This is a genomic window from Solimicrobium silvestre (assembly GCF_002976435.1).
GTDB lineage: Bacteria > Pseudomonadota > Gammaproteobacteria > Burkholderiales > Burkholderiaceae_D > Solimicrobium > Solimicrobium silvestre.
Genome location: NZ_PUGF01000034.1, coordinates 1 through 23,930, shown reverse-complemented (window position 1 = coordinate 23,930; position 23,930 = coordinate 1). Strand labels below are relative to the sequence as shown.

Sequence of the window (23,930 nt, the reverse complement as noted above, 5' to 3'; positions counted from 1 at the left end):
AATGACGTCTCCCCTAGGTAAAACCCCCGTATTGCCCTCCCGCCGCCTTTCTGTCGCCCCGATGATGGATTGGACTGACCGTCACTGCCGTCAATTCCATCGCCACATCACCCGCCACACTTGGCTATACACAGAAATGGTGACCACCGGCGCGTTGTTGCATGGCGATGTGGCGCGGCATTTGGATTTTGCTGAGATTGAACATCCGATTGCGTTGCAGTTGGGTGGTAGCGAACCGGCGGATTTATCTAAGAGCGCCAAGTTGGGCGAGCAGTGGGGTTATGACGAGATTAATTTGAATTGTGGTTGTCCGTCTGAACGGGTGCAGCGCGGGGCGTTTGGCGCTTGCTTGATGGCGGAGCCGACCTTGGTGGCGGATTGCGTTAAGGCGATGCGGGATGCGGTGTCAATTGATGTGACGGTGAAGCATCGAATCGGGATTAATGACACAAATTCATATGCATTTATGCGCGACTTTGTGGGCGAAATTGCCGATGCGGGTTGTTCGACTTTTATCGTTCATGCTCGTAATGCGATTTTAAAGGGCTTAAGCCCGAAGGAAAATCGTGAAATTCCGCCGCTGAATTATGAGTACGCGTATCAATTAAAACGTGACTTTCCGGCGTTGGAAATTATTGTGAATGGCGGGATAAAAACCTGCGCTGAAATTGACCTGCATTTACAGCATCTGGATGGCGTGATGCTGGGGCGCGAGGCTTATCATAATCCGTATGTTATGGCGGAATTTGATGCGCGCTATTATCAGGATGCGATGCCGATCAAGTCGCGGTTTGAGGTGCTGCAAGCGATGCTACCTTATGTGCAAGATCAATTGGATTTGTATGCGCAGCGCGGTTTGAAATTAAATAGCATCACGCGCCATATGTTGGGCTTGATGACGGGCCTGGCTGGTGCCCGGTCTTTTCGGCAGATGCTGTCTGATTCAAAGCAATTAGCGTCTGGGCGGGCGGAATTGTTGTTGGAGGCGATGGCGAAGGTACGTGAGTAGGGGGGGCAATATTGCCTACCCTGCAATTTTATACTCCCAGATCCCGTTCCATTTTCAACAAAACATGCAAAGCGCCATCACCGCCATCACTGGCATTGGCTGGGCAAAACGCTTGTACTAGCTCTGACTGACACAGCCAGCTGCGCACTTTGTCTGGCAAAATCGCCGGCTGACGGGAATTGATGCCTTTGCCGTGAATTACGCACACGCTGCGTAGCCTCGCTTGTTTGGATCGCCGTAAAAAGTCGGCTAATGCCGTGCGCGCCTGGTCGCGTTGCAGACCGTGTAAATCTAAAAAAGCTTGCGCCGGCCACTGATTTTTACGTAATTTGCGCAGCAAATCAGGGCCGCTCCCAGGGCAGGCATAGCTTAAACCTTCATCTTGTTCTTGCCACTGGCTGGCGTCAAACTCATCCGACCATTGTTCCATCACTTGCATCGCTTGCGCCATGCTGGTGATTTCTTTGGGTTGGGTGGTGACGGTTTTTGTCGCGATGGATGCGCGTTGATGGACATAAACATCCGGCGCTTTAATCGGCGTAACCGCACCCATATTGCTACGGAAAATATTAGCTTCTTTTTGCGCTGCAAGCTGTTCGGCCTGGCGCTTTTGTTCGGCTACTTTTTCCTGTTCGGCGCGCACCTTTAACTGATTGCGTAAACTGCTTAATTCATTCAAATCTTTTATTGGTGCGCGTTTCATCGTTCAACTTAGCCTTCTAAATAGCGCAGTGCATCTAACGCTGCCATACAGCCGGTTCCGGCGCTGGTAATCGCTTGGCGATAAATGTGGTCTTGTACGTCACCAGCGGCAAATACGCCGGGAATACTCGTCGCAGTTGCCATACCTTCCAAACCGGTTTTAGTCTGGATATAGCCATTGTGCATGTCCAACTGGCCTTCAAAAATCGAAGTATTTGGCTTGTGACCGATGGCGATAAATACGCCGTGCAACGGAATCGCTTGCACAGTGCCGTCTTGCGCTGACTTGATGTTAATACCTGTTACGCCGGAAGCGTCGCCAGTTACTTCTTCCAACGTGTGATTGTATTTAATTTCAATTTTTCCTTCGGCGACTTTAGCGAGTAAACGATCTACTAAAATTGCTTCAGCGCGGAATTTATCGCGGCGGTGTACCAGAGTGACTTTGCTGGCGATATTCGACAAATACAGTGCTTCTTCTACGGCCGTATTGCCGCCGCCAACTACTGCAACTTCTTTGCCTTTATAGAAAAAGCCGTCGCAGGTAGCGCAGGCCGAAACGCCTTTGCCCATAAAGGCTTGTTCAGATGGCAGGCCTAAATATTGGGCGGAAGCGCCAGTGGCAATAATTAAAGCGTCGCAAGTGTATTCGGATTGGTCGCCGATTAAGCGCATCGGCTTTTCGGTCAATTTAACGGTGTGAATATAGTCAAAAATGATGTCGGTATTAAAGCGTTCAGCGTGTTGTTGAAAGCGCTGCATTAACTCCGGGCCTTGCACGCCCATTGGGTCGGCAGGCCAGTTTTCTACGTCGGTGGTCGTCATCAATTGCCCGCCTTGTTCTACGCCGGTGATGAGGACTGGGTTTAAATTGGCGCGTGCGGCATAAACGGCGGCACTATAACCAGCAGGTCCCGAACCGAGAATGAGAACTTTGGCGTGTTTTGTGCTTGACATGATGAATTCCTAGAGAGTGAATATTTTTGCTGGAGTTACAAAAAACTGGTTAAGATTATAGGTTATTTTACCAAATTCAACATTTCAGATTATGGATTTATGAGCAAAGCTGCCTACACAAGAGACCCAGATAAAGACAAGCCATCCACCAAGCCTGGTCGGATGGTGATGTTGCTTAGTGAGGCGCGTTGGTTGGTTTTAGTGGCAGTAACGGCATTTTTAGCCATGATATTGCTTAGCTATTCACCGAATGACCCCGCGTGGTCGCAATCTAACCAAGTTGACCATATAGCAAACTGGGGTGGCCATTTTGGCGCATGGTGTGCCGATTTGTTGTTGTATGTGTTTGGAAAATCAGCCTGGTGGTGGTTTTTGTTGTTAGGTATTAATGTAGCGCGCTCTTATTCTCAGCTGGGAAATATGGAAAATTGGGAGCCGGAACATCGCTACCTAGGCTGGCTGCGCGGCACGGGCTTTGCTCTGTTATTTAGCGGGAGCATGGGTATGGAATATTTACGCATGTATTCCTACCATTTCCACTTGCCGCGCGCACCGGGCGGCGTGTTGGGTGAGGTGATTGGTAATGCGGCGTATAGCGTATTAGGTTTTACCGGCGCGACCCTTTTCTTTTTGGTGTTAATTGCTTTGGGTATTAGCGTACTGTTTCAAATTTCCTGGTTGACCGTGGCTGAAAAAATCGGCACCGGGCTGGAGTTGTCGCTAGATTGGATTGTTAAAAAATACACCGCACGTCAAGACCGTATGGTCGGCCAGGTAGCCGCCACTCAGCGTGAAGTCGTGGTGGTGCAAGAGCGTGCCAAACATGTGGAAGCGGTGCCGGTACGGATTGAGCCACAAGTGGTGGCGGTGGTGCGCTCGACGCGGGTGGAAAAAGAAAAACAGGCGGCTTTATTTTCTGAATTAAGCGACAACTCTTTACCGCCGTTAGCCTTGCTGGACGAAGCTAAAGCTGTGCAAGAAACAGTGAGTATCGAAACGCTGGAATTTACCAGTCGCTTAATTGAGAAAAAACTCTCCGACTTTGGCGTGAATGTGAAAGTGGTAGCGGCCTATCCTGGCCCTGTAATTACCCGTTATGAAATAGAGCCGGCTACCGGCGTAAAGGGTAGTCAGATTGTCGGCTTGGCGCGTGATCTGGCGCGGTCATTGTCGATTATTTCGATCCGCGTGGTGGAAACCATACCGGGCAAAATGTACATGGGATTGGAGTTGCCGAATCCTAAACGCCAGATTGTGCGTTTAACGGAAATCCTTGGCTCACAGCTATATAACGACAGCGCCTCATCGCTGACCATCGCGTTGGGTAAAGATATCGCCGGACATCCGGTGGTCGCGGATTTGGCTAAAATGCCGCATTTGTTAATTGCTGGTACCACCGGTTCTGGTAAATCGGTCGGTATCAATGCCACGCTGTTATCGCTGCTGTATAAGTCTGATCCTAAATCTGTGCGGATGATTTTGATTGATCCAAAAATGTTGGAAATGTCGGTATATGAAGGCATTCCGCATTTGTTGGCGCCGGTGGTTACCGACATGCGCCAAGCTGGGCACGCGCTGAATTGGGCGGTGAATGAGATGGAGCGGCGTTACCGCTTAATGTCGAAATTAGGCGTCCGAAATCTGGCCGGATATAACAGTAAAATTATTGAAGCTGCCAAGCGCGAAGAACATATTTCTAACCCGTTTAGTTTGACGCCGGATGCGCCGGAGCCGCTGGAAGAGTTGCCAACCATCGTTATTATTATTGATGAATTGGCTGACTTGATGATGGTAGTCGGTAAAAAAGTGGAAGAGCTGATTGCCCGTATTGCGCAAAAAGCCCGTGCAGCAGGTTTGCATTTGATTTTAGCCACGCAGCGTCCGTCGGTGGATGTGATCACCGGCTTAATTAAGGCCAATATCCCAACTCGAATTGCATTTCAGGTCAGCAGTAAAATTGATTCACGCACGATTCTGGATCAAATGGGTGCTGAGGCATTGCTGGGTATGGGCGATATGTTATACATGCCACCCGGTACCGGTTTTCCGGTTCGGGTGCATGGTGCGTTTGTGTCGGATGAAGAAGTACATCGGGTCGTGGAATTCCTTAAGTCGCAAGGTGCTCCGAATTACGTTGAAGGTATTTTGGAAGGCGGCGTCGCGGAAGATGGCGCAAGCCTCAGCATCGATGGTGCGACTGGCGTGGCTGGTGGCAATGAGTCCGATGAGCTGTATGATTCTGCGGTGGCGATCGTATTAAAAAATCGCCGCGCTTCGATTTCACTGGTGCAAAGGAATTTGCGCATCGGTTACAATCGCGCCGCTAGATTATTAGAACAAATGGAGCAAAGCGGCATCGTATCTACCATGCAAAGTAATGGTAACCGTGAAATTTTAGTGCCAACCCCTCCGCAGGAATAGGATAAAAGTAATGACTACTGTAATAACTACTGTTTTAAAAAAATTCAGCATATCTATCGCAATGAGCAGTGTTTTGTTGGCAGGTGCAGCGCAAGCCGGTGGACTCGATCAATTTAAAGCTTTTGTCAGCAGCACACATTCAGCTAAAGGTGATTTCATTCAACGCCAGATTAAAGTAGTGAAGGGTGAAGTTAAATTATCCAATCAGTCGAGCGGTACTTTTATGTTTGCGCGTCCGGGTAAATTTATTTGGTTGTATCAAAAACCGTATGATCAATTGCTGCAAGCCGATGGCGAAAAATTATATATGTACGATAAAGATTTAAATCAGGTCACCGTTAAATTGTTAGGCACGGCGCTGAGTTCCAGCCCGGCTGCGATTCTGTTTGGCAGCAATGACTTAGAGAAAAATTTCACGCTAAAAGATGTTGGTCAAAAAGATGGCATGGATTGGTTGCAAGCCACGCCTAAAGATAAAGACAGCACCTTTGCCTTAATCAGTATCGGCATGCAAGACGGTGTGCCGCGTGAGATGGATTTGCGCGATACTTTTAATCAAACCACGGTAATTTTGTTGCAGAATCTTGAAAAAAATCCGGTATTAAAACCAGATCAATTTAAATTTACTGCACCTGCCGGTGCTGACGTTTTTAATTCTGATGTTAAGCATTAATTTAGTTACTCACTTAGCACAGCGTATTCATGGATGATTTGTTTAAAGTAGCACCAACGCCCCCCTTGGCCGAAGCCTTGCGTCCACAAAATCTGGACCAGGTTATCGGCCAAAGTCATTTACTGGGTGCCGGTAAGCCTTTACGTTTGGCGTTTGAATCGGGTCGTCCGCATTCGATGATTTTATGGGGCCCGCCGGGCGTTGGAAAAACCACTTTAGCGCGCTTAACCGCCAATGCCTTTGCCTGTGAATTTATTGCGCTATCTGCCGTGTTTTCTGGCGTTAAAGATATCCGCGCTGCGATGGAGCAGGCGGAACAATATCTGGCGCAAGGTAAGCACACAATTTTGTTTGTCGATGAAATTCATCGCTTCAATAAAGCGCAGCAAGATGCGCTGCTGCCGTATGCCGAATCCGGCTTAGTAACATTTATTGGCGCGACGACGGAAAATCCGTCGTTTGAAGTCAATTCCGCCTTGCTGTCGCGCGCTCAAGTGTATGTCTTGCAGTCACTCACCGAAGATGAATTAAAGTTGTTAGTCACACGTGCCCAGAGCCAGGTTTTGGCGCATTTGCAGTTTGACCCGGCAGCGATTGATACGTTGGTCGGTTATGCCGATGGCGATGCGCGGCGCTTATTGAATTTATTGGAACAAACTAGCAGCGCGGCAGCTGGAGTTGGTACCACCGAAATCACCCCCGAATTTATTCAAAATGCGCTGACATTAAATGCGCGCCGCTTTGATAAAGGTGGAGATAATTTTTACGATCAAATTTCAGCCCTGCATAAATCGGTGCGCGGCTCCAATCCCGATGCGGCTTTGTATTGGTTGTGCCGCATGCTGGACGGCGGTGCCGACGCTAAATATTTATCGCGCCGCATTGTACGTATGGCTTGGGAAGACATTGGCATCGCCGATCCACGCGCCATGCAAATCGCCAATGACGCTGCCACTACTTATGAACGGTTGGGTTCACCGGAAGGTGAATTAGCTTTAGGGCAGGCGGTGATTTACTTGGCGATAGCGGCAAAAAGTAATGCAGGTTATAACGCGTTTAATCAAGCTATGGAGTTTATTAAACAAGACAAATCACGTGAGGTGCCGGTGCATTTGCGTAATGCACCAACCAAGCTGATGAAGGAGCTTGGTTACGGCCACGCTTACCGCTACGCGCATGACGAACCCGAAGCCTACGCTGCTGGGGAAACTTATCTGCCGGACGGTATTCCTGACCCGCATTGGTACGAGCCGGTTCCGCGTGGTTTGGAAATTAAAATTGCCGACAAATTGGCGCATTTGCGTAGCTTGGATGCGGCGGCTAAAAAATCGAAGAAATAGTTGAATTCGCAATTAAAAATAGAGTAAATTGTGCAATCTATGCACGAAAATAAGCAGTTCGTCGCAAAGCTGGTCGGGTGTTTGTGGCAAATATCTATACTTCGTCATCACTCAACAAGCAACACTTAGATCAACATTAAAAGCGTGGCAGCGAATGCCACTTTTTATTTTATTAGAGGAGTTTTACATGCGCCGCCTAGTCATTCTTTCCTTGTTGTTTTTGTGCAGTTTTGCGAACGCCGATCAAACCTATCAATTCCCTGCTTTTAATGCGGTGAAAAGTGAAGGCGTGTTTGATATTGTTATTACCGCTGGCAGTGCGCAATCCGTGGTTGCTACCGGATCTGATGCAGCGATTAAAAAATTGTCGTTAAGTGTCGTTGATGGGCAATTATTAATTACCAGTCCTGACGAAAAACATGGATCGATATTTTCGACTACGACTAAAGTCACTATTACCGTTCCTGCTCTGCGCTTGTTTAAAGGTAAAGGCGTGAGTTCGGTTGTGCTCAAAAATATTGACGGTGACCGGATCGATATCGGCTACGAAGGTGTGGGTAATCTGGAAGCGTCCGGCAAAATCAAATGGCTCAGATTAAAAGCAAATGGAGTCGGCGATGTTGATACCAAGAAACTCTTGGCTGAAAACGCTGATGTGGATTTTGACGGCGTTGGCAGCGTTGAAATGTATGCCAGCAACCACTTAAATGTTGTGGCGCATGGTGTTGGTTCCGTTACCTATTATGGAAATCCTCACTCTATTGATAAATCGATCGATGGTATTGGTGGCTTTTCCGCTGGCAAATAAGTCGTAATTTAAGGTTTTTAAAAAAGCGCAGTACCTTTATGGGGCTGCGCTTTTTTGTTTTAGCATACTAGCGCACCTAATAGAGTTCTCGCTATATAACGAAGATTTTATATTGGCCTCAAAATATATTATTAAAAACACACTATTGTCGACGTGAAAACTCATCGAATGCGTTAAATTTCCCAAGAAATAGGGAAAGTACATGTTTTAAGGGATTTTTGATGCTGAAATGCGGATATGTCGACCAAAACTCAGCGCTAAGTTACAATTCTGCTTCTTCGCTTCTTTATAGCGTACCCACTAAATCATCAACCAAGAATCGCCATTCGCCATGATAGACATTCAACTTCTCCGTAAAGACATCAGCACTGTTGCCGAACGATTAGCGCAACGTAAATTTAGTTTAGATGTGGATGGCTTTAATGCGCTTGAAGCGCAGCGCAAACAATGCCAGTCACGCAGTGAAGAATTGCAAGGCTTGCGTAATAGTTTGTCCAAGCAAATCGGCATGCTCAAGGGTAAAGGCGAAGATGCTTCCGCCTTGATGGAACAAGTGAATGGTATTGCGGACGAATTAAAAAGCTCCGCCACCCGCTTAGAGCAAATTCAAGTTGAACTGACCAATTTTGCAGAAGGTATTCCCAACTTACCGCACCCGACTACGCCGATCGGCGCGAGCGAAGAGAATAACGTGGAAGTGCGCCGTTTTGGCACGCCACGCCAGTTTGACTTTGAAGTGCGTGATCATGTTGATGTCGGTGCATCGCTCGGGTTGGATTTTGATACTGCTGTTAAATTAACCGGTTCACGCTTCACGTTGCTGAAAGGCGGCATCGCCCGTCTGCATCGTGCCTTGGCGCAGTTTATGCTCGACACGCATACGATGGAACATGGCTACACCGAATGCTATACGCCGTATATCGTCAACGCCGCTTCGATGCGTGGCACCGGCCAATTACCTAAATTTGCTGATGGTTTATTTAGTGTTAAAAAAGGCGGGCAAGAGGGAGGCGAGGAGGAAACTTTATATCTGATACCAACTTCAGAAGTTTCTTTAACCAATATCGTGCGCGACGAAATTGTACCGCTCGCTAGTTTGCCGATGAAATTCACCGCGCATACACCATGCTTCCGTTCCGAAGCAGGCAGCTATGGCCGCGATACACGCGGCATGATACGCCAGCATCAGTTTGATAAAGTCGAGTTGGTGCAAATTGTGCATCCCGATGAATCGGATGCGACCTTGGAGCAAATGGTATTGCAAGCAGAAGTGATTTTGCAAAAACTCGATTTACCGTATCAGGTAATGGCCTTGTGTACCGGCGATATGGGATTTTCTGCGGCGAAAACTTACGATATCAATGTATGGCTGCCAGCGCAAAATACTTATCGCGAAATTTCTTCGCTGTCCAATATGGAAGCATTCCAGGCGCGCCGCATGCAAGCACGGTTCCGTAACGCGCAAGGTAAGCCAGAGTTATTGCACACCTTAAATGGTTCTGGTTTAGCGGTTGGCCGTACTTTGGTAGCGATTCTGGAAAATCATCAGCAAGCCGACGGCAGCGTTAACATTCCAGCCGTATTGCATCCGTATATGGGCGGTGTAATTAGTTTAAAACCTGAAGGTGCAAACTAATTAGCAGTAGTGCTTCCAATCGCGCGCAAAGCCGTGTACAATCACGTCTTTCGCGGCTGTAGCTCAGCTGGATAGAGTACTTGGCTACGAACCAAGGGGTCGTGGGTTCGATTCCTGCCAGCCGCACCAGTATTATGCTTTAAAGTCAAAGGGTTAGCGTTTATGCGCTGACCCTTTTGCTTTTGTTGCGCGACTTTCTGCGCGACTTTTTTTCCTTTAGTTCCCATTTACTACGCGTAATAACGTCATGGCATCGCGTGTTTTCGTTACCAAATTGGACATTTCAATCAATCTGGAAATGGTCGGTGTTGCATAATGCTCCGACATATTACTGGTTGCATGCCCCATTAACACTGCACGATCTTCGTTCGCTACGCCAGCTTCGCGTAGTCGCTGTCCAAATGTATGCCGAAGATCATGTACCCGCACCTGACTCAAGTTAACGCGACTTCGTGCTTTCTGCCACCCGGTATTATTCATGGTATCAACTCGGTTCGCGGGTAATGATTTTTTTTCATTCCGATATGTAAAAACGTAATCAGAATGAATACCGCGACACGACTCAACTACCTTCCAAGCAACATCATTCAAGATGGCGACATGCTGCCGATTTCCCTTGAACTCTGCCGCAGGGATGATAAATACGCTGCGTTTTAGTTCAGGTATATACCGTTCCCAGTCCCACTTGAGGCCACACACGTTGTCATCCCTTAAACCCGTATTGACGGCAAATAAGGCCATGAGCTCAAGGTGCGCAGGCAATTCCCCAAACAACCTGGATTGCTCTTCCCATGCTAGCGGGTAAGGAAGTCGCGGTGTTTCATCCAGCATTTCAATCAACGGTGCCGATACCAACCACGGCAAACCATTTTCCTGACGCCATACCCGTGCAGCTTTATTCAGAATTGACCTGACCACTTCCAACGTGCGGTTCACTGTCGTTGGCGTTACCCCGTCATCATTAATGCGGCTATCACAAAACGTTTGCAAACTCCCTGTATGTACCGCCTCCAACGGTTTAGTACCGATGTAAGGCAATGCCAGGGTAATGTGATACGCGATCAATTCTAATGTGCGCACTTTGCGCCGCTCGCAATCCTCTAAATATTTTCTTGCAGCAATTGCGAAATTGCGTTGCGTGCCTTGCTCAAGTTCGTTGTCGATTCTGGTTTGCTCTTTCCGCAACCATGCCTCGGCTTCCTCTTGACTAACTGCGCCGAGGCGCGCATACACGCGCTTTCCCCGGTATTCTTTGTTAACAATCTTCCCGTTATTGGCGGTCGATTGGATTCCTTTTGTCCTTGTTCGCATGGTAAAACCTTTGTGTTGCGACTTAGACGACCGTTGCGCTGCTTATATTGGTCGGCAAACTCGTCTAAGTCAAGTCGATCGAATGCAATTCCTCGCTCACCAATGGGTATTTCAATCAAATACGGCCGGATTTCAGTATTAAACCGCCCTCGATCTACTCCTAAATAAGCAGGTGCATCGCGATAGCGTATAAATCGTGGCAAGTTCATCATCGTAAAATTGCCCTTTCACTTTTTGAGGTAACTAAACAGGGAGGCCTCTTCGATTGCGGTCCATATCTACTGTTCATTGCGTTATTGGTGGTGTTTTGTTGAACCTGACTCTGATCTGGAACAGTAAATGGCGATGAATTCAACCCAATTTCGGGTAATGCTGAATTGGGATGAGTACAGTTATTTACACGAGTCCGAGGAAGATCAAAAACAGCCCCATCACCACCGTGATTAACCGGCGTCCACGTATGGCGCACCGACTTAAAAACAACCCCAATCAAGGCTGCACAATGCACACCATACGGCGTCACTTTGATCGTTTCACCGTAACGTCCAATGACGGTTTTTTCATCCTTGGCTAAGGTAATGACCAGTTTTTTGCGTGGCACGATGGCACCGCCTTGAGCACGTAAATATTCCGCCCAGTCAGCGCGTTTTATTCCTTCGATTTTTTGCACAGCATCCCAAGCGCGGCGCATGGGTTCTGGCGCTTCGTTCATCATGTCTTGTTTAATACGGCGCAATTCACGCCACACGGTCACCGGCGCACCGCCCCACTGCTGAAATTGACGGATTCCCCATCTGGCGGCCCAGGTTTCTACGCGCATGGAAGGCGTTAATTCCACGTCGCCGTTTAAATCCGCTGCGACCGTATAACCTTCACGGGTTTTATGCTGCTCGACACCGTCGATATTTTTAGCGACGTATTTGGCGATATAGCCAGCGGCACTACCCTTGCTCCAATCAATGCGCTTCACATCCAAGCGGTGTTTAAACGCACCAGCTTCGCCACGATCACTGCGCCATGCGTAGCGTTTCATGATGCGGATAGCGCGACTCACCAAATCCTGAAGATGGTGTTTTTTGAATTTGTCAGTGGGACGTACAAATAGCAGCAAGTGCCAATGTGGGCAGGAATCGTGATGGGGTTCCGCAATCCGAAAACCATATAATCCAATGCCAAGGCGGGCCAATGCCGAACGGCACAACGACGTCACTTTGCATAAATACGCATTGGCTTCACGCGGCGTGGCGTTGCTATAGTTTGAATTGGGTTGGCCGTTATAGTGCGTCGCATGAAAACGGGATGGACACGTCCAGGTGACAAAAATGCCGTGATCGCCATTTTCTTTGGCGATGGCCTCAAATCCGTTAATCCGCAGCATGAGTTCGCCGCGCCGTATCGATTTATTCGCCGTCGTTTTTTCGGCTAATTCCGCAATACTGAATTGCTCACCATGTTCGTTTTGAAGCAGAGTCGTTTCCATCGCCAAGGCATTACGGCGGTTTTGAGACAAACGACTCAATACCGCCTCATTACTGGCGTAGGGCTCACCACGATAATGCACATAACCTAAGCGAATATTTCCTGCTTCAAAAGCGCGCCCGATACTTTTTCGTAATTGCCGACGCCACCAACGGTGATCTATCGCACGTGCGACCACATCCGATAATTTCTCAAACTCCGGTGCGGCAATACCGTACTCATGACAAATAGCGCGAACGATGAGGAGGACATGTTGATCCGAGCGCGCTGCACAAAGTCCTTCTGATACAGTGCGAGCGGCTTTTTTTGCTGTCTGAATAATGTCGTTATCGTCTTGCGACATATCAATACCCGCTGGCACATACTGTTTGGCAAAATCACGCACAAAATCGATGGCGATGGATTCGTAGATCCGATGCCAATACGACCAAGCCATTTTTTGAAAAGCGCGATCCATAAGACGTTTGCGCCATTTATAGGGAATACGCGCAATTTCTTTTGTGAATTTGGGCGTTTCAAAGAAAAGCTCATGGCGACGCCGCGCCGACATCGTCGTGCCCTTGGAAAACATTTTATTGAATAGCTGTAGATCAATCGGTGACGTTTTTTCGCATTGGAAGTTGCCATCCGCGGCAGCCGTGCTGACGTTGATGGCATTAATCTTGATTAAGCTATGTGGAGAAAGGTTTGGATTCATGTGAGCATAGTGCCGTGTTGCTCAAAAAATATCACTAAGCAGAGGGTTGTTATCCGCGTATCTAACCCTCTGGTCAAAATTTTGATTGCATTTGAGTTGATTTTATGTCCCAAGAACTCGGCTTATGTCACTTGATTTGAAGGGTATAAGCGAATTGTGCAGCAAAGGATTTGTTGATTTATTTCCGCAAGAAAATAAATGGCCAGCTTTTATCCGCCGTGCTCTTGATTAGTGCGTAACCCATCCGGGATGAGATGACTTAGAGTACTAAAGTGATTTTTTTAAATATGGCTTGTTTCAATTAAATACAATTGAAACTAAAACGCTCTCAGGTCTCGTAAATGAATGGGATGAAATTTAAAATGCGCTTAGAGCGTTGTTGTTTTGGGGAAGCATGTAACTATGAATTGCTTGAAACAAAAATATGCACCGCCTCCATCTTCGCTAGCCACACCAATCCCCTCACAATATAGGGGCGGCGCTCGATCTTAAAACAAGCGATCACTTCAGAAACAGTCTGGGTTCCATGTTGTTTTAATCGAGTAAAAATCATCTCACACTCTTCCGCAGACAATTGAACGCGTTGCGCAAACGAATTCATTGCCATGTGCCGTCGGGATGACAATTGAGCTGCTTCATCGCGTAATGAAACGACATGTTTACCGCTGAGTTGTGATGTCGGATAACTCGCAAAGGCAGCAAATGGATCAAGACGATCCGGTCGATGAAATGCTTTTAAAGGCCCGTGTAAGTTAGGATCAGCACGACGCTGCTCCGCCAATTCAGCCCACAATGTTTGATACCGCTGGTAAATGATTTTCCATTCGTAGACCTCGCGCGCACGTGCAGAACCAGCTGCTCCCATCTGTTGGCGTAATTCAGCATCGACAATTAATTTGCTGCAGGCCATTTCTAAGGCAACGGGATCGAGTGCCGTTAATTGACTCGCCAGGCCACAGTACACGTCATACGTATCCGTGCCGTTCTCATAGCGTTGCGCAAGATCAGCTCCCAGTGGCACTGGTGGCGTTAATGTCGGTATCCTAAATCCATCAATCTGATCACGAACGGTATCTTTGTAGCCATCCCAATCACTCACAATGACCGGAATGCCGGAGGCCATCGCTTCAATCGGCGTCAGGCCAAATGTTTCCTGGATATTGTCGGAGAGGGAAATAAAAATATGTGCCGCCGCCCATGCTTGCCGTCGACCTGCCGCTTGTCTTCCATCGATATAGTGCAGAAATATCGATGGACACAATACCTGTGCTGCATCATTAAAAGCCGCCTCAATCGGCGCATTCGGAAACCAGCCGCATTGAATTAGATGAACCCGACGTCCTTTTGCCGCACGCTCCAGTGCGGTAAACATTTGTTGTGGGTGTGCTTTGGCATGGAATGATAAACGTCCCACAAATAACATCACGATGTCGTCTTGACCTATACCAAGATCGGCTCTGGCCGCAGCGCGTTCGTTTTCTGTAAAAACATAGTCAGCGGTATGCACGCCAAGCGGGATCACCGGTAATTGCGGTAACTCAAAGCGGTTAGCGCCTAATCGTTCACACAAGTAAGCAGCTTGATTTTCCAGTAAAACACGCACCGTATCGCGCACCGCTGTTGAGGTACAAATTAACGCATCCCAACTACGCACCGGCGCAATCAATAAATCCGTGATGGCAGTCATGGCAATGTGTGACGCGGTGGTGTGGGTGATACCGCAAAGGCTGTAAGTCCGGTCGCCGAGTGGTGCGCGCCGCCATGCGAAATCCATGAGATTAGGTCCAGGAAGATATAAGCAGCCACTGTCCGCAAGCCCAGCAGGATGTTCCGTTGGCACCCAGTTCGTTTTTCCTGAATAACCATGCTGCGCAAGCTGTTCCACAAAATGACGTGCTGAAGCGGGGTTGTCCGTGTGGCAGGATAACTGCACGGCACCGGATTGTGCTGCGGCACGCAACAAACCTTCTCCCGCCGCTTGCCGTCCCATGAGTTTATCCCCATTGGTGGTATAGCCTTCGGCTTGATAGAGGAGGGTTGCGTTTGGTTGTGACATAGATGGCTTAGGTGAAGTGAGGATGCGTTAGTGGGCGATGGAATACCGCATCACAACATACGCTGTGCTGCCATCTTCATCAGCCTTAATTGGGCAGGAAGACAAATCGAGCGCAAATCATAATTCTCCACAATCGTTTGTCTGGCCCGTTGTCGGATCTGCTCAAACGCTTTTCGATCCGTCAGTACATCCACAACCCGGCTCGTAATTTCCTCTGGTGAAAATATATCCACCAGTACACCGTTCTCCCCATCGCGGATCACTTCTTCCACCGGTTGGGTACGTGAACCCACAATCACACAGCCAATCGACATTGCCTCTAACATTGACCAAGACAACACAAAGGGATAAGTTAAATACACATGCACGGTAGACACCTGCAATACCTTCATAAAGGATGAATACGGTACCTTGCCTAAAAAGTGCACCCGTTTTAAATCAATGCTGTTACCAAGTTCTTCGAGCAATAATTGACGGAAGTTTTTATCGCCAGCCAGTTTCGGGCCGTAACTCACCTCATCACTGCCCACCACTAACACCTGCGCATTAGGTCGTTGCGCCAATATCGTCGGTAGACTGCGCATAAAGCTCGGAAAACCTCGGTACGGTTCTAAATTGCGTGATACATACGTCACTACTTCGTCGTCGGTCGTTAACGTAATGTCGGTATTGGGAATGGTAAAGCGCGCTGCCTGGTCTGGGACTAACAGCTGCGTATCCACCCCTTCGTGCACGATGTGCAGTTTTGATTGGTATTCTTTGGGGTACAACGACTTTTGCCATTGAGTTGGACATTGTCCATAATCTGCAGCATCCAGTGCCAACAGGTTACCAATGTTCTTGGTGCGAATTCGTGGCCCCACATCAAAAATTGCCGCTGGCCCCGGTTCAAATCCCACATCGGCACCATGCTGGCGATAGAAAAACTCAAAGTAACCGATCAGTGGTGTCGTCGGAAACACTTCCTTCAAATACCAAATCTCACCCCAGCCGTTGTGTCCCAAGATCACATCCGGTACGAATCCCGCCTCCTTCAAACTCAGTGCTACGCGTGCCACGTTTTGGGCGTTGAGCACACCGGCTTCCGTTTCACGCAAGTAGTGATGCACACCGCGCGTCACTTCACGCTGGGGTTTATAAAGCACTTTTCGCACACCTGGCAAATCCGCATCAGTGCGTTGGGTGATAAAAACGACGTCATTACCGGGCATTGCACCTAAATGGCGCGCTAAGTGCAGGTATTGGCCTGGAAAGTTTTGGTGAATAAATAAGATTTTCATAAGGCAACAATGTACACGATTCAACGAATTTCGAGAATAAGGAGAAATAATGTGTCATTTACGCCAATAATTGGGGGATAGGCATCATCAGCCGATCGTGTGGGTTACTTAAAATAAATACATGCCATCTATGGAGTTTTGATTGCACTATGGCATTTAATTGGTAATGATGAAATGAAACTACGCACAAAATACCCTAAATAGGGCATATACATTTCTTATTGAACAATCTAGAGTTGGTAAAATTGCATATCGGCAAAAATGATACATCATCATTTGGTTGGCTTGATAACATCTAGTTAAGTCCCCTGTTTGCTCTTCAATTACAGATTTTCCACTTTTTAAGGTTGTTCACATGGCATGTTGTATTCGAGTTTCATCAAGTTGTTTGTCTACGCGACTATTCTATGTTTAAGTATTTTTTTCGCAACGATGCACGTCATGCATCTCATCCAGCTTACGCGGAACTTCCCGCCAATTCGAAAGCCATGCGTTAATGCCGCGCCGTTTGTTGCGCCTGGTTTCTACACCATGGCAGGATAATTCGCGCCCCTCTGCGGCACCGTACGTCTTTTCTGTCGACGATGTGGTGTGGGCAATGGGCAGTTTTTGCGCTCTCAATCGCAAGCCATTTGATGCGGGTCTGCTGACCAAACAATTCCCACCACCGTATAACGCTGATTCATTTATTCACGCAGGACGTGCGCTAGGTTTTAAGATCAAACGCAAAGAATGTAAAGAAGGTACTAGCCAGGAAGTCGGTCGGTTGAATTTACCCTGCCTGGTGGTGATGGAAGTTCAGCAAGCCATTATTGATGTGGTTGACCAGGTCGCTTCCCGTACTACGCGTCCAGCGCTGGTGGTGCAGGTAACCGAAGAACACGTCATTTTGTTTGAAGCGGGCAGTAATGTTCCCAAGACCCTGACACCCGAAGAGTTCGAGTCAGCCTTCACAGGAACCGCCTTTCAGCTCGCGTTAGCAACTCTGGCACTCAAAGATCCCGATGGCGCACAGGGACAGCACACCACCTTCGGCTTTAAATGGTTTATTCCCGAATTACTCAAACACCGCAAAGTCTGGCGTGATGTCTTGATCGCCTCACTGATTATTCAGCTATTGGCATTAGGTACGCCGTTATTCACTCAAGTGGTGATTGATAAAGTGGTGGTGCATCGCACTGAAAGCACCCTGATCGTGATTGCGATTGGTTTAGGGGTGTTCATGCTGTTTTCTGCATTGCTGTCCTGGGTGCGTCAATATCTGGTGCTGCATACCGGTAACCGCGTTGATGCGGTCTTAGGCAGCGCGGTATTTAACCATCTCTTCAAACTGCCACCGCGCTATTTTGAACACCGACCAACAGGCGTGATTGCAGCGCGCTTGCATGGAGTGGAAACCATTCGTGAATTTGTGGCCAGTGCTGCCGTAACGTTGACGCTGGATTTCCCGTTCCTGCTAATCTTTGTGGGTATCATGTTTTATTACAGCGTGATGCTCTCTTTAGTCGCACTGTCCTTAATTAGCTGCATTGTGCTGCTGAGCCTCATCATGGCACCGATCTTCCGCACCCGCCTCAATCAACAATTCTTACTCAGTGCGCGTAATCAGGCCTTCATTACCGAATATGTCTCTGGACTAGAAACCGTTAAAAGTCTGCAAATGGAGCCACAACTGTCCGCACGCTATGGCGATTATTTAGCTGATTACTTGCAAGCTGGTTTTTCGATGAAGCAAATTGCCAATACCTATAACGTAGTGGCGAACGGCTTAGAACAACTGATGTCGTTACTCATACTAGTGGTGGGCGCATATACCGTCATGCACGACAGCACCTTCACCATTGGTATGTTGATCGCATTTCAAATGTTCGCAGGGCGCGTATCGCAACCGATGTTGCGTATCGTCGGCTTGTGGCAGCAATTCCAGCAAGCCAATATGTCGGTGCAACGCTTAGGCGACATCATGAATGCACCAACCGAACCGTACTCCATCCTGCCGAGTCGCTTGCGCGAAAATCGCGGCAGTATCGATATTGAAAATCTCAGCTTCCGTTACGGCGACAATCTGCCTTACCTGTATCAAGGCTTTGCGATGAAAGTCGAACCCGGCAAAGTAGTCGCGATTATGGGGCCATCGGGTTCCGGTAAAAGTACCTTAGCTAAGCTATTGCAAGGTTTCTATATTCCTGCTGATGGTCAGATCAAATTGGATGGCAATGATATCCGCTATCTGTCGGCCAATGAACTGCGTCATTACTTTGGCGTAGTGCCACAAGAAACGGTGCTGTTCTCGGGAACAATTTACGACAACCTACTCATGGCTAATCCGCATGCCACGTTTGATCAGGCGGTACATGCCTGCAAGATGGCGGAAATTCACGACACCATTGAAGGTTTGCCGCAAGGGTATCAGACCGAAATTGGGGAGCGTGGCGTGGGACTGTCTGGTGGACAAAAGCAACGCATGGCGATTGCTCGGGCGTTACTTAAGCAGCCGAAAATCCTTGTGTTTGATGAAGCGACCAGTAGTTTAGATTCAGAGACAGCAGAACACTTTGCGGCGACGATTAATCAATTAAAGGGCAAGGTGACGATGCTGTTTATTACGCATGCGTTGCCGAAAAGTTTACTGGTTGATGAGGTAGTTCAAATTGGGCGAAAAGCGAGTGATGAGAATGGAATCCAGTTGAATCAACGTGGATATCAGACTGTATAGATACAGGGAAGCTACCTGCTGGTTGAAATCAAACAATCTTGCAAAATGTTAAATTTTTTAAGGGATAAACAAATGAAGTCTGAAAATCGATTAATTTTTTTCACAATATTGCTGAGCACGCTTATATACCTACCTTCATTGAGTTTTGGTGAGCAAACGATAACCGAAAGAACCAATTCAACATCGTCGCTAATCAAAACTATAACGGCATTGGGAGCAACTTTTCGTGACTGCGACGACGGCAGTTGCCCAGAAATGGTAATTATCCCACGGGGGACTTTTATGATGGGGGCTGATCCTGATTCGGAAAATGGATTACGTAATGAAGGCCCAGTGCATAGAGTAATAATAGGGGCAGCGTTTGCAATCGGAAAAACGACGATCACTCAAGGACAATGGAAAGCGCTGATGGGTAGCAATCCCAGCGGTTTTATTAATTGTGGAGATACGTGTCCCGTCGAAAACGTCAGTTGGTACGATGCACAGGATTACATAAATAAGCTTAATCAGAAGACCGGTAAGCAATATCGACTGCCGAGCGAAGCAGAGTGGGAATATGCTTGTCGATCCGGAGTTCGGCAAGAATACTGCGGCAGCGACAATGCAGATAGCGTAGCTTGGCATTCTGGAAATTCAGGAGGCTCGCCGCACCCAGTAGCCACAAAACAGCCGAACCGGTGGGGAGTATATGACATGAGTGGCAATGTGTCGGAGTGGGTCGAAGATTGTTTTAATACCTACAACGCTCCTGCTGACGGTACTACGAGAATTGACAAGCAATGTAAATTTGGGCGCGTGATTCGAGGTGGTGAATGGAGCGGCATCCCTGAGCAAACTCGCTCGGCTAGCCGAGCCGGTCTCCAAGAGACATATCGGTTCGTCTTCGACGGATTCCGCGTGGTTAGGACGCTTCCCTAAATTTAAATTGCAATGACTAGGCCCTGTTAAATTCTGAGGAAAATCATGAGTGCAAAATTAATTCAATTGAGTAAATTCTTTGTAATTAGTTTCTTGACTATTGCTATTGGTGTTCACGCAAGTGCTAGTAGTTGGGGGGATGAAAATTCCACATCGACTATTCAAATCAATTCTTTAAATGTTAACGAAGACAATAGTGCCATTGCGAACCCTAAACCAGATTCGACGACCAACGGTATGCTCAGTCTAATTGCTGGAAATAGTAATGGACCCGGGTTCGCTGATGGCTCACTGAACGATGCTCAATTCGGTTACGCAACTTACGGTATGGTCGAAATATTTAAAGGGATTGCTTCTGATAGTCACGGTAATTTGTATGTGGCTGACACAAGCAATCACACAATTCGCAAGATAGACGCAAAAGGCATAGTAACGACACTTGCTGGGCAAGTGCGCAATCCCGGCAATGAGGATGGTCCAGGTGCTCAGGCCCGGTTTAATCTACCAACGGGAATTACCATAGATACGCATGGCAATCTCTATGTAACAGATGCAGGGAATTTTACTATTCGAAAAATAACACCTGCCGGTGTAGTGTCGACATTGGCGGGGCAGGTTGGAGTGCAAGGATACACCGATGGCGAGGGAATGAGTGCGAAATTCCGTTTGCCAAAAGGTATAGCGGTTAACAAGAGCGGAGACATTTTTGTTGTTGACACTGGAAATTCCACTATTCGTAAAATTAGCAGCGATGGCATTGTTAGTACATTTGCGGGCATAAATCGCAAATTTGGCTTTGTTAATGGAGATGGCATAAACGCGTTATTTGCGTCTCCGATCGATATAACTATTGATCGATACGGCGTTATGTATGTTACTGATTCAGGAAATAAGGCAATACGCCGAATTACTCCAAATGGGACAGTAAGCACCTTGACTGGTACATATACTACATCCGAAGATAATGATGGTACGTTAAGTACGGCTCATTTTTCCTATCCCCAAGGTATCGGTGTAGATCACGAGGGAAATTTGTATATATCGGATAGCCATAGAATTCGCAAAGTTAGTATAAACGGATATGTGACTACGTTAGCTGGTCAGGATGCTGGGGGCAGTAACGATGGTAAGGGAACTTTGGCTTCATTTTCTATTCCTGGCGGAATTACCGTAAGTAGGGATGGAAGTTTATACGTTGCAGATAATTTTCTTGTTCGGAAAGTCAATGCTACTGGATTAGTCACAACCTATGCCGGTCAAAAAATAATCAGCGGTAGTGAGGATGGGATTGCAGATCATGCCAGCTTTAACACCCCAAATCAAATGGCAGTAGACAAGGCTGGAAATGTATATGTAATTGATCGAGGAAATGCTTTAGTAAGAAAAATTGAATCAAACGGTAAAACAACGACGTTAGTTAGCTACCGGCACTCTGATTGGCCCGTAATCAAGAACTTACCCAAAGCAACGTTTTCATCTATAGCAGGATTAGATATTGATCATAGCTATCTTGCAGGAATAGCTGTTGATCAGTCAAACAATGTCTATATTAGCGACGCCGGAAATTTTGTCATCCTAAAAATTAGTTCAAATGGGCAAGTCACAGTCATGGCTGGCATAGCAGGACAACGCGGTAGCAACGACGGAGCCGCGATGGATGCTCATTTTACGCAACCGGCAAATATGGTTTTCGATAAATTAGGAAATCTTTTTGTGGTGGATGCGGGATCAATTAGAAAAATAGATCAATCTGGAAAGGTGGCTACCTTTGTTGGGAATATCAACAATCGAGGTGACCGCATTGATGAAACTGGCCAAGCCGCGCAATTTGCGCGCATCGACGGAATAACCATAGATCAAGGTGGCAATTTATACGTGATTGATAACCACACGCTGCGCGAGATTTCTTCACAAGGTGTGGTAAGCACATTTGACGACTTGTCAGAGAAAAACAGTTTCTTCAACGGTTTTCAGACTACCAATTTTCCTGCATCGCTCGCCATTGATGGCGATGAGAATATTTTTTACGCTATTGGTACCGTTGTTAAAAGGCGGAGTAAAGAAGGACAGTTAAGCGAAGTCGCTGGTGGGGAAGTCAGCTATGAAGTTAAGCCTGGACTGCATCGGGTCTTGGAAGATATATCTTGCGTTGTAATGATCGATAGTAAGACGTTTGCGATCCTTAGTGGTAACGCAGTGTTTAAACTCTATTTACAGTAACTTTTGTCGCGTGTGATACAGCGCGTAGGTTAATGTAATGGACGCCTCCCGCCCACAACGGCATCGCAATGTGCCAAAGTAGAGTTTCAACACACTACTTAAGTGAGGGGAAGCGTCCATTACATTAACCTACGCGCTATTACACCATACGAGTTGGTGAATATGTCTAAATTATGATCATTTTAAAGAAATGAAATCGATATGAAAATGTTCCGTTTATTTATAAAGAATCTCTTGATCTTGAGTTTGCTCTTATTCGTTGTGGCCGGATGTGACAATTTATTTGTAAAGGAAAGATCTTGTGGATTCAGTTTTGATATGCGCTTTGATGACCAACATGCCGCAGTCTTAGATTATAAATTATGGGGAGAAAAAAATTTAATTGACGGTGTTCCGAAAGAGTATCTAGACAAGAGGATGAAATTTTATGGCGAAGGTATAGGTTTTCAATATGATAGACCAATCTCTTTATACGTGAAATGGCAAGGCGATATAACTGGCTCAATTTATGAGAAAACCGTTGATTTACGCCACGTCATGCCACGAAATTTAGAAGGTACCGATTTATATTTCATAGTCCATGGCCCTCAGATTTATGTTTATTTGGCACTCAAAGAATCTTATGTGCGAGGGGCACAGAGAATCGGAACTAGATATTTAGATCGCACCAATATTCAGCTTTATCCGAATCCTAGCAAATAAAAATAATTAAACACCCACATTCTTAGGAAATGCCATGTCAAATCTCTTAGAAATATCCCAGCCAACTTCAAGTGAAGCTAGTTTAACGCCAGCTCAGCAGAGTCAAATTCTAGCAGATGATAATGCCGCAGTTGAGCAGCCCGCGTAGCCTGCAATACGTAGGGCGCTAATAGCGAAGCGTATTACGCCGCATGGAAAGGTAAAACAACCGATGTCGAATTATCGTCGAGCATGGCATAAAGGAGGAACTTATTTCTTTACCGTGAATTTATTGCAGCGTAAAGAAAATGATTTACTTGTTCGTCATATCGATTTTTTACGCGATGCAGTAAGGCAAACAATTAAATCGCATCCTTTCACGATACACGGGTGGGTAGTATTACCAGATCATCTGCATTGCGTCATGACACTTCCGATAGGCGATTCTGATTTTGCACTACGTTGGCGATTAATAAAGTCACGATTCTCAAAAACTATCCCCGATAAAGAATGGCGTTCTGATATTCGAAAAAAGCGTGGTGAGCGAGGAGTATGGCAGCGACGTTATTGGGAGCACTTGATTCGGGATGAAAAGGATTTTACTGCACATATGGATTATGTTCATATCAACCCGCTAAAACATGGATTGGTTAAACAAGTTTGTGATTGGCCATTTTCTACTTTTCATCGTTTGGTGCAGGATGGAGTTTATCCAATAGATTGGGCAGGTGGCAGTAGTGAAATACCTGAATATGTTGATTACTAGTTGGTGTAATACGCTGTGAATTTCATTAAAAAAGTTAGTCATCAACTTTCGTAACTTTAACAAACAGCTGGGTTATTTTAAGTATACATACGGCGCAATAGATGAAGCCCATTGCGCCCTACCTTGTACACCTTAATGAAATGGACTCCACCCTCCTGAAAACGGCATCATAATGTGCCTAGCGAGCCAGGTGGGCTGGCAAGCGACAATCAAGAGAAGGAGTCCGAAATGGATACTACCGTAAAAATGATTGGTTTGGA

General features: G+C 46.9%; 17 protein-coding genes and 1 tRNA gene. 12 read left to right on the top strand and 6 right to left on the bottom strand.

The genetic code is table 11. The features are described from left to right. The first annotated feature begins 1 nt into the window (after position 1). Positions 2–1,009, top strand: a complete 1,008-nt coding sequence (gene dusA / locus S2091_RS22185) for a tRNA dihydrouridine(20/20a) synthase DusA (protein ID WP_105534163.1) — start codon at positions 2–4, stop codon at positions 1,007–1,009. Positions 1,010–1,037: 28 nt separating this feature from the next. On the opposite strand, the gene S2091_RS22180 is transcribed toward dusA, so the two are convergent. Beyond that, a complete protein-coding gene (locus tag S2091_RS22180; protein WP_105534162.1) occupies positions 1,038–1,712 on the bottom strand; it encodes a Smr/MutS family protein in 675 nt (224 codons plus the stop codon). 8 nt (positions 1,713–1,720) lie between these two features. After that, positions 1,721–2,668, bottom strand: coding sequence for a thioredoxin-disulfide reductase (gene trxB / locus S2091_RS22175; protein ID WP_105534161.1), 948 nt, complete (start codon positions 2,666–2,668; stop codon positions 1,721–1,723). A gap of 99 nt (positions 2,669–2,767) precedes the next feature. On the opposite strand from trxB, the gene S2091_RS22170 reads away from it, so the two are divergent. The 6 genes from S2091_RS22170 to S2091_RS22145 all read left to right on the top strand — a co-directional run bounded on the left by S2091_RS22170 (position 2,768) and on the right by S2091_RS22145 (position 9,675). Beyond that, positions 2,768–5,089 (top strand): DNA translocase FtsK, encoded by a 2,322-nt coding sequence (locus S2091_RS22170; RefSeq protein WP_105534160.1) that lies wholly within the window; start codon positions 2,768–2,770, stop codon positions 5,087–5,089. 10 nt (positions 5,090–5,099) lie between these two features. Then, complete coding sequence (gene lolA / locus S2091_RS22165) at positions 5,100–5,762, top strand: outer membrane lipoprotein chaperone LolA (protein ID WP_105534159.1); 663 nt, start codon at positions 5,100–5,102, stop codon at positions 5,760–5,762. A 29-nt stretch (positions 5,763–5,791) separates the two neighbouring features. Continuing rightward, positions 5,792–7,102: a replication-associated recombination protein A gene (locus S2091_RS22160; protein ID WP_105534158.1), complete on the top strand. Its 1,311-nt coding sequence runs from the start codon at positions 5,792–5,794 to the stop codon at positions 7,100–7,102. A gap of 187 nt (positions 7,103–7,289) precedes the next feature. Next, positions 7,290–7,910 carry a head GIN domain-containing protein gene (locus S2091_RS22155; protein ID WP_165795070.1) on the top strand — a complete coding sequence of 207 codons (621 nt, stop codon included), beginning with the start codon at positions 7,290–7,292 and terminating at the stop codon, positions 7,908–7,910. A 331-nt stretch (positions 7,911–8,241) separates the two neighbouring features. Then, positions 8,242–9,546: a serine--tRNA ligase gene (gene serS, locus S2091_RS22150; protein ID WP_105534156.1), complete on the top strand. Its 1,305-nt coding sequence runs from the start codon at positions 8,242–8,244 to the stop codon at positions 9,544–9,546. A 52-nt stretch (positions 9,547–9,598) separates the two neighbouring features. Beyond that, positions 9,599–9,675 (top strand) — tRNA-Arg (locus tag S2091_RS22145). A gap of 87 nt (positions 9,676–9,762) precedes the next feature. Here S2091_RS22145 and S2091_RS22140 read toward each other — a convergent pair. From S2091_RS22140 to S2091_RS22125, 4 genes are all read right to left on the bottom strand, one after another. Further along, a complete protein-coding gene (locus tag S2091_RS22140) occupies positions 9,763–10,779 on the bottom strand; it encodes a tyrosine-type recombinase/integrase (protein ID WP_165795069.1) in 1,017 nt (338 codons plus the stop codon). Positions 10,780–11,065: 286 nt separating this feature from the next. Then, on the bottom strand, positions 11,066–12,907 hold the full coding sequence (locus S2091_RS22135; RefSeq protein WP_423828254.1) for a replication endonuclease: 1,842 nt from the start codon (positions 12,905–12,907) through the stop codon (positions 11,066–11,068). 526 nt (positions 12,908–13,433) lie between these two features. Further along, a complete protein-coding gene (locus S2091_RS22130; RefSeq protein ID WP_105534154.1) occupies positions 13,434–15,089 on the bottom strand; it encodes a glycosyltransferase family 4 protein in 1,656 nt (551 codons plus the stop codon). A 50-nt stretch (positions 15,090–15,139) separates the two neighbouring features. Next, the gene (locus S2091_RS22125; protein WP_105534153.1) at positions 15,140–16,369 is read right to left on the bottom strand and encodes a glycosyltransferase family 4 protein; all 1,230 of its coding nucleotides are present in this window, start codon (positions 16,367–16,369) and stop codon (positions 15,140–15,142) included. Between the two features lie 496 nt (positions 16,370–16,865). Here S2091_RS22125 and S2091_RS22120 point away from each other — a divergent pair, with 496 nt between their 5' ends. The 5 genes from S2091_RS22120 to S2091_RS22100 all read left to right on the top strand — a co-directional run bounded on the left by S2091_RS22120 (position 16,866) and on the right by S2091_RS22100 (position 23,670). Further along, complete coding sequence (locus S2091_RS22120; protein ID WP_105534152.1) at positions 16,866–19,085, top strand: peptidase domain-containing ABC transporter; 2,220 nt, start codon at positions 16,866–16,868, stop codon at positions 19,083–19,085. A 72-nt stretch (positions 19,086–19,157) separates the two neighbouring features. Continuing rightward, a complete protein-coding gene (locus tag S2091_RS22115; RefSeq protein ID WP_165795068.1) occupies positions 19,158–20,003 on the top strand; it encodes a formylglycine-generating enzyme family protein in 846 nt (281 codons plus the stop codon). A gap of 45 nt (positions 20,004–20,048) precedes the next feature. Next, on the top strand, positions 20,049–22,223 hold the full coding sequence (locus S2091_RS22110; RefSeq protein ID WP_105534150.1) for an NHL domain-containing protein: 2,175 nt from the start codon (positions 20,049–20,051) through the stop codon (positions 22,221–22,223). A 201-nt stretch (positions 22,224–22,424) separates the two neighbouring features. Then, the gene (locus S2091_RS22105) at positions 22,425–22,925 is read left to right on the top strand and encodes a hypothetical protein (RefSeq protein WP_105534149.1); all 501 of its coding nucleotides are present in this window, start codon (positions 22,425–22,427) and stop codon (positions 22,923–22,925) included. Between the two features lie 211 nt (positions 22,926–23,136). Next, the gene (locus S2091_RS22100; protein ID WP_105534148.1) at positions 23,137–23,670 is read left to right on the top strand and encodes an REP-associated tyrosine transposase; all 534 of its coding nucleotides are present in this window, start codon (positions 23,137–23,139) and stop codon (positions 23,668–23,670) included. Positions 23,671–23,930: the final 260 nt, after the last annotated feature.

Excerpts from the sequence above, each read along its gene's own strand:
- dusA (WP_105534163.1), top strand. The coding sequence starts at position 2 with ATGACGTCTCCCCTAGGTAAAACCCCCGTATTGCCCTCCCGCCGCCTT.
- S2091_RS22170 (WP_105534160.1), top strand. The coding sequence starts at position 2,768 with ATGAGCAAAGCTGCCTACACAAGAGACCCAGATAAAGACAAGCCATCC.
- S2091_RS22135 (WP_423828254.1), bottom strand. The coding sequence starts at position 12,907 with ATGTTTTCCAAGGGCACGACGATGTCGGCGCGGCGTCGCCATGAGCTT.
- S2091_RS22130 (WP_105534154.1), bottom strand. The coding sequence starts at position 15,089 with ATGTCACAACCAAACGCAACCCTCCTCTATCAAGCCGAAGGCTATACC.
- trxB (WP_105534161.1), bottom strand. The coding sequence starts at position 2,668 with ATGTCAAGCACAAAACACGCCAAAGTTCTCATTCTCGGTTCGGGACCT.
- S2091_RS22180 (WP_105534162.1), bottom strand. The coding sequence starts at position 1,712 with ATGAAACGCGCACCAATAAAAGATTTGAATGAATTAAGCAGTTTACGC.
- S2091_RS22115 (WP_165795068.1), top strand. The coding sequence starts at position 19,158 with ATGAAGTCTGAAAATCGATTAATTTTTTTCACAATATTGCTGAGCACG.
- S2091_RS22120 (WP_105534152.1), top strand. The coding sequence starts at position 16,866 with ATGCCGCGCCGTTTGTTGCGCCTGGTTTCTACACCATGGCAGGATAAT.
- S2091_RS22110 (WP_105534150.1), top strand. The coding sequence starts at position 20,049 with ATGAGTGCAAAATTAATTCAATTGAGTAAATTCTTTGTAATTAGTTTC.
- S2091_RS22125 (WP_105534153.1), bottom strand. The coding sequence starts at position 16,369 with ATGAAAATCTTATTTATTCACCAAAACTTTCCAGGCCAATACCTGCAC.
- S2091_RS22105 (WP_105534149.1), top strand. The coding sequence starts at position 22,425 with ATGAAAATGTTCCGTTTATTTATAAAGAATCTCTTGATCTTGAGTTTG.
- lolA (WP_105534159.1), top strand. The coding sequence starts at position 5,100 with ATGACTACTGTAATAACTACTGTTTTAAAAAAATTCAGCATATCTATC.
- S2091_RS22100 (WP_105534148.1), top strand. The coding sequence starts at position 23,137 with ATGTCGAATTATCGTCGAGCATGGCATAAAGGAGGAACTTATTTCTTT.
- serS (WP_105534156.1), top strand. The coding sequence starts at position 8,242 with ATGATAGACATTCAACTTCTCCGTAAAGACATCAGCACTGTTGCCGAA.
- S2091_RS22155 (WP_165795070.1), top strand. The coding sequence starts at position 7,290 with ATGCGCCGCCTAGTCATTCTTTCCTTGTTGTTTTTGTGCAGTTTTGCG.
- S2091_RS22160 (WP_105534158.1), top strand. The coding sequence starts at position 5,792 with ATGGATGATTTGTTTAAAGTAGCACCAACGCCCCCCTTGGCCGAAGCC.